Consider the following 12,000-nt stretch of genomic DNA (forward strand, 5'->3'; position numbering starts at 1 on the left):
CCCGCCACCGGCCACGACACCAACTCACCATTCACAAAAAACGGAGACGACTCCAACGCCAACTTCGGATTCGCCTCACGAAAATGCACCGTCGGCGGCACCACACCCTCCCGAACCGCCAACACCGCCTTCACAAAACCCGCCACCCCCGCCGCCGCATCCAAATGCCCCACATTCGTCTTCACCGACCCCAAAGCACAAAACCCCACCCCATCCGCATCCAACCGAAACGCCCGCGTCAAACCCGCAACCTCAATCGGATCCCCCAACGGCGTCCCCGTCCCATGCGCCTCCACAAAACCCACCGACGACGCCGACACCCCCGCCACCGCCAACGCATCCGCCACCACCTGCGCCTGACCCACCGCAGACGGCGCCGTAAACCCCGCCTTACCACCACCGTCGTTGTTCACCGCCGAACCCCGCACCACCGCATGCACCACATCCCCCGCCGCCACCGCATCGACCAACCGCCGCAACACCACGACACCCAGCCCACTGCCGTTGACGGTGCCGGCGGCGGCCCGGTCGAAGGCGCGGCAGTGCCCGTCCGGGGAGAGGGCCATGCCGTCCTGGTGGCGGTAGCCCTCGGCGTCCTCGGCCCGGACGCCGACCCCGCCGGCCAGCGCCATGTCGCACTCCCCCGCCAGCAGGGCCTGGCACGCCTGGTGGATCGCCACCAGCGACGTCGAACACGCCGACTGGATCGTCATCGCGGGGCCCCGGAGGTCGAACTTGTACGCCACCCGGGTGGCCAGGAAGTCCTTCTCGTTGGCCATGAGCGCGCTCATGTCGGAGATCAGCGCGGGGTCCGCCGCCACCGCCCGGAGCAGATAGGAATTGACCGAACTGCCGGCGTAGACGCCGATCCGGCCCTCGAAACGCGCCGGGTCGTACGCCGCGTCCTCCAGCGCCTCCCACGCGCACTCCAGGAACAACCGGTGCTGCGGATCCGTCAATTCCGCCTCGTGGGCGCTGAAGCCGAAGAACTCCGCGTCGAACAACTCCACGCCGTCCAACCGTGCCTTCGCCGGCACGTAATCCGGGTGCGAGTACACCGACTCCGGCACCCCCGCCGCCGCCAACTCCTCCGGCGAGAAGAACGTCACCGACTCCACCCCGGCGCACACGTTCCGCCAGAACTCCGCCACACTCGACGCCCCCGGGAAACGACCCGCCATCCCGACCACCGCCAGGGCGTTGTCGAACTGGTCGTCGAGGTGCGCAGGCAGCTCGGTCATCGGTCCGTCCCTTCCGCGAGGCGGCGCTGTTCGTGCGCCTGTCGACGACGTGCCAGGCCGCCGCGCAGCGCGGCCCGGCGGCGCTGCGCGTGGCCGTCCGGTGACCCCGGCTCCCCGTCGACCGGATCCCGGGTGGCGCGGATCCGGTCCAGGTGGGCCGCGAGCGAGGCCACGGTCGGAAACTGGAACAGGTCGACCACGTTCAGCTCGACGCCGAGCCGCTCGGCGAGTTGCTGGCGGGCGCGCAGGGCGAGGAACGAGTGGCCGCCGAGGTCGAAGAAGTTGTCGGTGCGGCCCAGCGGCGGGACGTCGAGCACGAGGGCCCACACGTCGGCGACCGTGCGTTCGGTGGCGCCGATCGGCGGCTCGGCGGTGGTCTCCTGGCGCAGCGGCCGGCCGTCCCGCCAGGACAGCCGGTCCCGGTCGAGCTTGCCGTTGGTGGTGACGGGCAGGGCGTCCACCGCGGCGAGGACCGCCGGCACCATGTAGCCCGGCAGGTGCCGCCGGGCCACGGCCCGCACCTCCTCGTACGTCGGCGCCGGCCCGTCGGCGAGGACGAGCAGGGCGGCGAGGTCCCGGCGGTCCGGGCCGTCGCCACGGAGCACGACGGCGGCCTCCCGGACGGCGGGGTGGGTCACCAGCACCGCCTCGATCTCGCTCGGCTCGACCCGGAAGCCGCGCACCTTGAGCTGGCTGTCGAGCCGCCCGAGGAAGTCCAGCCGGCCGTCGGGCAACCAGCGGACGAGGTCGCCGGTGCGGTACAGGCGGGCGCCCGGCGTGGTCCCGAAGGGATCGGGGACGAAGCGTTCGGCGGTGCGGCGGGGGTCGCGGAGATAGCCCCGGGCCACCTGGAGGCCGCCGAGGCACAACTCCCCGGGTACGCCGACCGGCACCGGCCGCCCGGCCCCGTCCAGCACGTAGGTGGTGACGTTGGCGATGGCGCGGCCGATCGGGGGCGCGTGCACCACCGGCCCGTCCTGCGCGGGCACCGGATCGGCGGTGGCCACCACCGTGTTCTCCGTCGGGCCGTAGTGGTTGACCAGCCGGGCGCCCAGGCCGGGCGGGGGCGTGCGGGTCAGCGCGTCGCCCCCGGTGAGCAGCAGCCGCAGCGCCGAGCCGGTCACCGCCGGCTCCGCCAGGACCGCCTCGGCGACGGTGGTGGGCAGGAAGGTCACCGTGATCGCCTCGTCGACCAGCCACCTCGCCAGCCGGTCCGGCGCGACTCGGACCGGCTCGGGCGGCACGTGCAGCGCCGCGCCGCCGGCCAGCGCCGCCCAGAGTTCCCAGGTGCAGGCGTCGAAGCCGGGGCTGGCGACCAGGGTGGCCCGGTCCTGCGGCCCGACCCGGTAGGCGTCGAGGTGCCAGTGCACCAGGTTGGCCAGCCCACCGTGGGTGACCTCGACCCCCTTCGGGCGCCCGCTGGAGCCGGAGGTGTAGATGACGTACGCGATCTCCCGCGGGTCCGGCTCGGCCGCGGCGGCCACGTCGTCGGCCGCCCCGGCGTCGGCGCCGGCGGCCCCCGCGGCGGCGGTGGCGACGTCGAGCACCGCGGTGCGCGCCGCCGCGAACCGGCCGGTGAGCTCCTCGCCGGTCAGCACGGCGCAGGCCTCGCTGTCGGCGAGCGTGAAGGTGAGCCGGTCCGGCGGGTAGCCGGGGTCGAGCGGCACGTACGCCGCGCCCGCCTTGAGCACGGCGAGGAAGGCCGTCACCAGGTCGGCTCCCCGCTCCAGGCAGACGGCCACCCGCCGGCCGGGCCCCGCGCCGACGGCGCGCAGCCGGCCGGCGAGGACGTCGGCGCGCCGGTCCAGTTCCCCGTACGTCAGGGTCCGGCCGTCGGCCCGCACGGCCGGCGCGTCGGGCGCGGACCGGGCCCGCCGCGCGACCAGGTGGTGCACCGGCCCGGTCGGGTAGTCGCGGACCTGCCCGCTCCAGCGGCGCACGATCCGCTCCTCCTCCTCGGGGTCGAGCAGCGCCGCCGCCGACACCCGCCGGTCCGGGCGCGCGCAGAGGGAGCCGAGGATCGCCCGGTACTGCGCCATCAGCTGCGCGATGCGGTCGCCGTCGAACAGCTCGGTGCTGAACTCGAACTCGCAGTCGATGTGCGTGTCGCCCTCGAACGCCATCACGGAAAGGTCGAACTTGGAGACCTCGCCGACCATGTCGAGCAGCTCCACGGCCAGCGGGCCGACGTGCAGTCGCTCGAACGGGGGGAGGTTCTTCATCGCGAAGACGATCTGGAACAGCGGGTGGCGGGCCGGGTCCCGGACCGGGCGCAGCCGCTCCACGAGCAGCTCGAACGGGGCCTCGTGGTGCGTCTGGGCGTCCAGCACGACGTCACGCACCCGGGCCACCAGGTCGGCGAAGGTGGGATCGCCGGAGACGTCGGTACGCAGCACGACGGTGTTCACCAGCAGGCTGACCAGCGGCTCCAGCTCCACCCGGTCCCGACCGGCGACCGGCGTGCCGAGCACGACGTCCGACTGCCCGGTCTGCCGGTGCAGCAGCGCGACGAATCCGGCCAGGAGCACCATGAACGGCGAGGCCGCGTACCGCCGGGCGGCGGCCCGGACCAGGTCGGTCAGCTCGGGGTCGAGGCGCACCGTCCGCCGGCCGCCCCGCCAGCCCAGCACGGCGGGGCGGACCCGGTCGGGGGCCAGTTCCGTGGCCGAGGCGCCGGCGAGCCGTCGCTCCCACCACGCCAGCTGCTCGTCGAGTTCACCGGCGCGGACCCGGTGGTGCTGCCAGCGGGCGTGTCCGGCCGGGTCGACGGGCGGCCGGGCGGGCGCCGTCCCGTGCCCGGTCCCCGCCGCGTAGTAGCGGACGAGGTCGTTGACCAGGACGCTGAGCGACCAGCCGTCCACGACGATGTGGTGCAGGTCGAGGAAGAGCCGGTGGTCGTGCTCCGCGAGCCGGAACAGCCGGGTCCGCAGGAGCGGGCCGCGCCGCAGGTCGAACGGGGGCTGGCGCTCGGCGGCGACCGCGTCGCGGACCCGGGCCTCCCGCTGCTCGGCCGGCAGGTCGGTCAGGTCGGTCACGTCGAGCCGGGCGGCGGGCGGGTCGACGATCCGCTGCACCGGTTCGCCGTCGACGTCGTCGAACACCGTGCGCAGGGCGGGGTGGTGCGCCACCAGCCGGTCCAGGGCGTCCCGCAGGGCGTCCACCGACAGGGGTCCGGTCAGCCGCAGCACCGCCGGGACGTGGTAGGCGGGGCTGTCCGGTTGGAACTGGTGCAGGAACCACAGGCGGCGCTGCGCGAAGGAGACCGGGGCCGGGGCGGCCGGGTCCGGCGGGGGCCCGGCGGCCGCGAACCGCCGGGGGCGGTCGGTCGCCGCCGTGTCGTCGGGCAGGTTGCCGGAGTCGTCCGTCGTGTCGCTGGCGAGGAACTCGGCCCCGGCCGCCAGCCGGCTGGCCAGCCGGGCCCGGGCCGCGTCGGTGGGTGTTCGGCGCACGGTACCGCTTTCTGCTCGGACGGGCGGGTCGGGTCAGCTCAGTGGCGACGGCGCCGGACCGGGCGGGTTCACCACGTCGAACTGGCTCGCCCGGCGCAGCCGGTCGAGCAGTTCCGGCTGGGCGGCGCTGCCGCCGGGGTGGCGCAGCTGGTCGGCCAGGACGGCGTTGAAGGCGCGGACGAAGTCCTTGACCTGCTCGCCGGACATTCCCTTGCGTTGCAGGTAGAACGTGCTCCACTGCTCGAACCCGAACTGCGGGAGCCAGACCGAGCTGGTCACGTCGACGAAGAGGTCGTCGATGATCTGGGCGGCGGTGGACCAGTCCATCGTGCGGTGGCTCCAGTTGAACGCCTCGCCCCTGATGCCCAGCTCGTCCCGGCGCTGGTAGATCGGGGTGACCGGGTCGCAGTACCAGAGCTGGGCCCGGAAGTAGTCGGGCCGGCCCTGGTCGAGCAGGTCCACGGTCTCGGCGACGGTCTCCTCCGTCTCGCCGGGGAAGCCGACGATCAGCGAGGCGTACGTCGAGATGCCGTGCTCGTTGAAGGCCGCCAGCGCGTCGAGGTAGTCCGCCCGGCGGGCCGTCTTGTTCATCTGCTTGAGCAGCACGTCGCTGCCCGACTCGATGCCCAGGAAGACGCCCTCGCAGCCGGCTTCCTTCATCAGCTCGATGGTCGCGCGGTCGCCGTGGTCACTGCGGTAGAAGCAGTTCCACCTGAACCCGTAGTCCTTGTCGATCATCATGCGGAGGATGTCGCGGAACCGGTTCTTGGGGACGTTGAAGGTGTCGTCGATGAACGTCACCGTGTTGACCGACGGCAGCTTGCGGATGTTGTCCAGCTCCCGCTCGACGTGGGTCACGTCGAGGTAGGTGTACTTGCCGGCCCGCTGCGGGAAGCCGCAGAAGGCGCAGGAGAACGGGCAGGACTTCGCCGTCCGGGTGGTGACGAACTCGTTGAACGCGTCGGGGCCGAAGACCTGGTAGTCGACCAGCTCGGTCAGCGGGTTCGACTCGATCTCGGTGCGGGTGTGGACGAAGTCGCCGTCCGAGCGGTAGGCCAGGTTCGGCACCTCTCCCGGGTCCGTACCGGAGCGCAGCGCCAGCGCCAGCCGGGCGAGGGTCAACTCGCCCTCCCGGCCGGTGACGTAGTAGTCCGCGCCGAGGTAGTCCATCATCGCGTCCAGGTCGGGGCGCTTCAGCGCGGCCACCTGGTTGGTGATGAACGGCCCGCCGACCACGATGGACACCTTCGGGTTGTGCCGGCGGACGAACTCGACGATCTCGATGATCGGCTGCGGCGAGACGTACAGCGTGGTGGTGATCGCGACGAGGCGGACGTCGCCGGCCAGCTTCTCCCGCAACTGCTCGCGCTGGTGCTGGAACAGGTTGACGAAGTCGACGCTCAGCCCCCGCCGCGCCAGGAAAGCTGCCCAGCACGGTGACCACCGGCCAGAGGAAGTCGGCGTTGTGGAAGTAGGGCTTCGGCACGCCCGGCGGGCTCTCGTGCAGGTGACTGAGCGCGTCCAACGCGCGCAGCGGTCGCCCGTCGAGGTCGATGTACGCCAGGCGCAGGTCGCGGAAGGCGCCGGAGTCGGCCCCCATGAGCCGCACGTCGCTGACGTAGCTCGCGAAGTCGACGTCGTTGAAACCGACGATCAGGCAGTCTGTCATGTGCCGCTCCGTTCCGGACGAGAAGACCGGGGACCCCGTCGCCCGTTGCCGGGCCCGTCGAGTTGGCGCATCGGGGGTGCTACCGGGAATCGGCCGCCAGGTCGGCGGCGATGGCCCGCACCACCCCGGCGGGGTCGGTGATGTGGAAGAAGTGGTCGCCGCGCACGCTGTGGCCGCGGTACCCGCGGGACGTCATCCGCTGCCAGCCGGCCATCGCCGCCGCCGTGGCGATCGGGTCCTCGGTGCCGGCGAAGCCGAGGATCGGCACGTCGACCGGGCCGTGCGCCTCGCCGGCGTAGCGGTCGATCCAGCCGAAGTCGGCTCGCAGCACCGGGATGAGCAGGGCGGCCAGCGCCGGGTGCTCCAGGATCTCGGCCGGCGTGCCGCCCATCCCGACGACCTCGCGCAGGAACTCCTCGTCGTCGAGGCCGAGCAGCCGGCGGGCGAGCTCCGGCAGGTCGTCCGGCGGGCGGGACCCACCGACGACGAGCCGGCGGGGCAGCGCGGCGCCGCGCCGCTGGAGCTCCGCCACGACGGCGTGCCCGACGAGGGCACCGAAGCTGTGGCCGTACAGCGCGTACGGCCGGGTCTCCTCGGCCAGCACGTCGGCGACCTCGGCGACGTCGAAGACCGGCGGCTCGTCGATCCGGCTCTCCCGGCCCGGCGGTTGCAGGGGGCGTACCGCGATGCCCGGCGCCGCGGCGGGGATCCAGGCCCGGTAGGCGGTCGCCCCGGCGCCGGAGTGCGGCAGACAGTACAACGCCAGGGGCGCCTCCGGGGCGTCCGGGAAGAGGAACCACCGTGGTCGCCGGTCCGCCGAGTAGTGGACAGTCACCATTGATCCTTCCGCGGAGACTCAGTTGACGACGGCGATCGCGCCGCCGTCGACGCGGTGGTTGGCCCCGTTGACGAAGCCCGCGAGCGGGCTGGCGAGGAAGACGACCAGTGCCGCCACGTCGTCGGGTGTGCCCAGCCGGCCGGTGGGGTTGTCGATCGACCCGGCGAGGACGCGCTGCTCGATGTCGGACCAGTCGCTACCCCAGCCCTGGTCGGCGGCGAGGCCGCGGACGTACGCCTCGACCCGTGGGGTGACGATGACGCCGGGGCTGACGGTGTTGACGGTGATCCCGGTGCGGTCCAGCGCCCGCGCCAGCCCCGCCGTGAGGTTGACCAGTGCCGCCTTGGTCGTCGAGTACGCCACCGAGCCGACCTGCGGCTGGGTGGCGGCGCCGCTGGCGATCTGGATGAGTCGGCCCCACTTTCGCCGGCGCATGCCGGGGACCAGGGCCTGGGCGAGGCGGGCCGGAGCCACGACGTTGAGCTCGTGCAGGCGCCGCCAGTCCTCGTCCGTGGTGTCGGCCCACGGCCGGTCCAGGCCGGTGGCGGCGCAGTTGACCAGGATGTCGACGCCGCCGAGGTAACGCTCTGCCGCGACCGCCAGCCGGTGTGGGCCGTCCGGGTCGAGCAGGTCGACCGCGATCGGTTCCGCGGCGCCGCCCCTGGCCCGGATGCCCTGCGCCACGGACTCCGCGGCGGGCACCGAGCGCCCGTGCACGACGACGGTCACGCCCTCGTCGGCCAGCATCTCGGCGATGCGCGCCCCGATACCGGACGACGATCCGGTGACGAGCGCCCGCCGGCCGTCCAACGCAAGATCCACTGGTTCCCCCCGTGACATGGTTCGAACGCCGCACCCCGTGCGGGGCGGCCCCCTGTCGGACCCGACGATCACCTGCGACGGCCAGCTCAGCCGCGCCGGCGCCGCCCCGGCGACCGGGCGGTCGACGCGCCGCGACAGGCGGTCGCCCGCTGCCCGCGGTCGCGGTGTTCACGTGCTCGGTCGACAGGACGGATCAGCACCGGATCTCCCGTTCCCCCAGGTCTCCTTGCCCGCCGCCGCGTCGCCTCGACGAGGCGTACGACAACGGCACCCCGACCCCCCGGTCGGCCACCGGAAGCACTCCGGACACATTTCCGCCGACCCGCCGGGACCCGGGAAGCACATCACGGACCCCGGTCGGAGTCAATCCCTACCAATCAGTTCAGGGGTCCTCGACACACGTATTCGCGCGGACGTTTCCGGCAATTAACGAACACTTGGGAGCGGCGCATTATCGCGACTAGCTGCACTTCCGCCAGGCACTCGTGACGCTGGTCACGCTCCCTCCGCACGACCGTTGCGGCGGCCCGCGCACCGCAGAACTCCCACCGCACCTGCCCCCGCAAATGCCCACCAAACGGGCGTGGCGTGCCAAAAACTGGCGCTTCGGGTGATCATCTGCTCACGGGTGGACACATACCGGTCGGTATGCAAGGATCAAGGAAACGCCTGTAAATCGAACAAGGTCATTCGGAGGCAGGCACGCCACAACCGATCTCGCTTGTGTCGACTCCCGTGAACCCCGCCCCGGGGTTCACGCTTTATAACTGGCACCAGACCGTCAGCGCCGCCCGTGCGAAGCCACCGCGGCAGACCGCCGCAGTGCCACTGGCCGCCAACCCTTAAACGTCCGTCGCAGCGCTATGCGCATTCACGGACGTCGCCGTCGACGGCGCCCTTTTCGAGTACGACCGCGCGTCCGCCCGTCACGAGTGGGACCGGGCGCGGGACGGGGGACGGGATGAGGAAAGGATCCGGGCATTCCATGGACATCGCGATCGTGGGCATGGCCTGCGCGTTTCCCGGTGCCACCGACGCGGCCTCCTTCTGGGCCAACGTCGTCGCCGGCGCCGACGCCGTGGTGGAGGTCGACCCCGGGCGGTGGGACGTGGACCGCTACTACTCGGCGGACGACCCCCGCCCGGGTGAGAAGAGCCCGTCCCGATGGGGCGGCTTCCTCGCACCCGTGCCGTTCGACCCGGTGGCGTACGGCGTTCCGCCCGCCGCACTCGGCAGCATCGACCCCGCCCAGCTGCTCGCCCTGGTCATCGCCGAGCGGGCGCTGGCCGACGCCGGGTACGTCGACCGTCCGTTCCCCCGGGCGCAGACTTCGGTGATCTTCGGGGCGGAGCCCGGCGCCGACCTCGCCACCGCGTACGGGCTGCGGGCGCTGCTGCCGACGTACTTCGCCGAACCGCCGGCCGCGCTCGACGCCCACCTGCCCCGCCTCACCGAGGACTCCTTCCCCGGCATCCTGGGCAACGTCATCGCGGGCCGCATCGCCAACCGGCTCGACCTCGGCGGGGTCAACTACACCGTCGACGCGGCCTGCGCCTCGTCGCTCGCCGCCGTCGACCTGGCCTGCAAGGAGTTGGCCGCCGGCACGAGCGACATGGTGCTGTGCGGCGCCGTGGACGTGCACAACGGGGTGCACGACTACCTCCTCTTCGGCTCGGTGCAGGCGCTCTCGCCCACCGGGCGGTGCCGCACCTTCGACCAGAGCGCGGACGGCATCGTGATCAGCGAGGGCGTCGCCTGCCTCGTGCTCAAGCGGCTGCCGGACGCCGAACGCGACGGGGACCGGATCCACGCGGTCATCGCCGGCGTGGGCGGGGCCAGCGACGGCCGGGGCATGGGCCTCACCGCCCCCCGGGCGCAGGGCCAGCGGCACGCGGTCGAGCGGGCCCTGCGGGCGGCGGGCGTGACGCCCGGTGAGATCGGCCTGGTCGAGGCGCACGGCACCGGCACCGTCGTCGGCGACCGCACCGAGCTGTCCGCCCTGTCCGAGCTGTTCACCGCCGACGGGGCCGGCCCCGCCACCTGCTCCCTGGGCTCGGTCAAGTCGCTGATCGGGCACACCAAGTGCGCCGCCGGCATGGCCGGCCTGATCAAGGCCGTCCGGGCGGTGCAGACCGGGGTCCGCCCACCGACCGGGCACCTGACCCGGCCCAACGCCTACTGGGACGCCGCGGCCAGCCCGTTCGCCTTCGACGGCGCCGCGCGGCCCTGGCTCGCTCCCCCGGCCCGGCGCGCCGCCGGGGTCAGCGCCTTCGGCTTCGGCGGCACCAACTTCCACGCCGTGGTCCGGGCGCATCCCAGCACCGCCGACCCCGACCAGGCGTGGGAACGCTGGCCGGCGGAGCTCTTCCTGCTCCGTGCGGGGCAGGGGCAGTCGACCGGGGAGGCGGCGCGGGCCCTGTCCGCCCTCGCCGCCGACGCGCCGCCCGGGGACGGGGCGCTGCACGCCCTCGCGCTGGAGTGGTTCCGCCGGTCCCGCGACGACGACGGGCCGGTCCGCGCCGCCGTCGTGGCCGGCAGCCTCGACGAGCTGCGGGAGCGGTTGCGGCTGGCCGCCGAGGGAATCGCCGACCCCGCGTCCGGGGTCTACCTGGCCGACCCCGGCCAGACGGAGCCGCCCGTCGTGGCCCTGGTCTTCCCCGGGCAGGGCAGCCAACGCCCCGGCATGCTGGCCGACCTCTTCGCGGCCTTCCCCGCGATGCGGACCGACCTGTACGACGACCCGGCGCTGGCCGCGGCGATGTTCCCGCCCACCTCGTTCGACGAGGCGACGGCGGCGGCCCGGGCGGCCACGCTAGCCGACACACGCCACGCCCAGCCCGCGCTCGGGGTCGCCGAAGTCGCGCTGCTGGAGCTGCTCGGCTCCCTCGGGGTCCGGCCGGACCTGCTCGGCGGGCACAGCTACGGCGAGCTCGTCGCCCTGCACGCCGCCGGCTCGCTGTCCCGCCCGGACCTGCTGCGGCTCACCGCCGCCCGGGCCGCCGCGATGCACGCGGCCGGCGGGCGGGGTGGCGCCATGGCGGCCGTCTCCGCGGGCGCCGCCGAGGTCGCCGACGCCCTGGCCCGGGCCGGCCTCGACGACACCGTGGTGATCGCGAACCACAACGCCCCGCAGCAGGTGGTGATCGCCGGCCCCGAGGCGGCGGTGGCGACCGCGGTGACCGGGCTGCGCGCCCAGGGTCGCTCCGCCACCACGCTCGGCGTCTCCTGCGCCTTCCACAGCCCGGCGATGGCCGACGCCACCGAGGAGTTCGCCGCCGTCCTCGCCGACTGCCCCGTGCAGCCGCCGCGGCGGCCGGTCTGGGCGAACGCCTCCGGGCAGCGCTACCCGGACGCGCCGGACGAGATCCGCCGGCTGCTCGCCGGGCAGCTCGCCGCACCGGTGCGGTTCCTGACCCAGATCGAGGACATGTACGCCGCCGGCGCCCGGGTCTTCGTCGAGGTGGGACCCGGGCGGGTGCTGAGCCGGATGATCGGCCGGATCCTCGGCGACCGGCCGCACCGGGCGGTCAGCTGCGACGTGCCGAACGAACCGGGTCTGCCCCGCCTGCTGCACGCCCTCGCGGAGCTGGCCGTCGCGGGGGTGCCGGTGGACCCGGCGCGCCTCTTCGCCGGCGCGCGGGCCACCCCGGCCGCCGTACCCGCCGCCACCGGGTGGACCGTCGACGGGCACCTGGTCCGGGGCCCGGACGGCAACCCGGTGCCGAACGGCCTGCGTCCCGCCGACGAGGCCCCCCGGCTGGCCGCGGCGGACAGCGCCGCCACCGGGGATCCCCGCGAGGCGGCGGTGCTGGAGTTCCTGCGCAACAGCCGGGAACTCGTCGACGCCCAACGCGAGATCGTGCTCGGCTACCTGGACCGGGAGCCCCGGCCACGGCGGTCCACCCCCGACCCGACGCCGACCACCGCCGCGACGCCCACCTCCGCGAGGGCGTGCAGCAGGCGGGGCAGACCCGGTTCGTT

The 12,000-nt window shown here is 73.8% G+C and carries 6 protein-coding genes; 1 reads left to right on the top strand and 5 read right to left on the bottom strand.

Annotated features, from left to right (window positions below; genetic code table 11):
• From ACSNOB_RS29790 to ACSNOB_RS29810, 5 genes are all read right to left on the bottom strand, one after another.
• Positions 1-1,241 (bottom strand): beta-ketoacyl synthase N-terminal-like domain-containing protein (locus ACSNOB_RS29790; protein WP_436690519.1); only part of this gene is annotated, 1,241 nt, incomplete at its 3' end.
• On the bottom strand, positions 1,238-4,690 hold the full coding sequence (locus ACSNOB_RS29795; protein WP_436690521.1) for a non-ribosomal peptide synthetase: 3,453 nt from the start codon (positions 4,688-4,690) through the stop codon (positions 1,238-1,240). The genes ACSNOB_RS29795 and ACSNOB_RS29790, both read right to left, overlap by 4 nt.
• Before the next feature lie 33 nt (positions 4,691-4,723).
• Positions 4,724-6,109 carry a PhpK family radical SAM P-methyltransferase gene (locus ACSNOB_RS29800; RefSeq protein ID WP_436690529.1) on the bottom strand — a complete coding sequence of 462 codons (1,386 nt, stop codon included), beginning with the start codon at positions 6,107-6,109 and terminating at the stop codon, positions 4,724-4,726.
• A gap of 329 nt (positions 6,110-6,438) precedes the next feature.
• Complete coding sequence (locus ACSNOB_RS29805; protein ID WP_436690523.1) at positions 6,439-7,194, bottom strand: thioesterase II family protein; 756 nt, start codon at positions 7,192-7,194, stop codon at positions 6,439-6,441.
• A gap of 21 nt (positions 7,195-7,215) precedes the next feature.
• Entirely contained in the window at positions 7,216-8,019 is an 804-nt protein-coding gene (locus ACSNOB_RS29810; protein ID WP_436690525.1) for an SDR family NAD(P)-dependent oxidoreductase, read from the bottom strand.
• Positions 8,020-9,004: 985 nt separating this feature from the next.
• Here ACSNOB_RS29810 and ACSNOB_RS29815 point away from each other — a divergent pair.
• The coding region (locus ACSNOB_RS29815) for a type I polyketide synthase (RefSeq protein ID WP_436690527.1) at positions 9,005-12,000 on the top strand (2,996 nt) is incomplete at its 3' end.

Source organism: Micromonospora sp. URMC 106 (assembly GCF_051386395.1).
In the GTDB taxonomy this organism is placed as follows: domain Bacteria; phylum Actinomycetota; class Actinomycetes; order Mycobacteriales; family Micromonosporaceae; genus Micromonospora.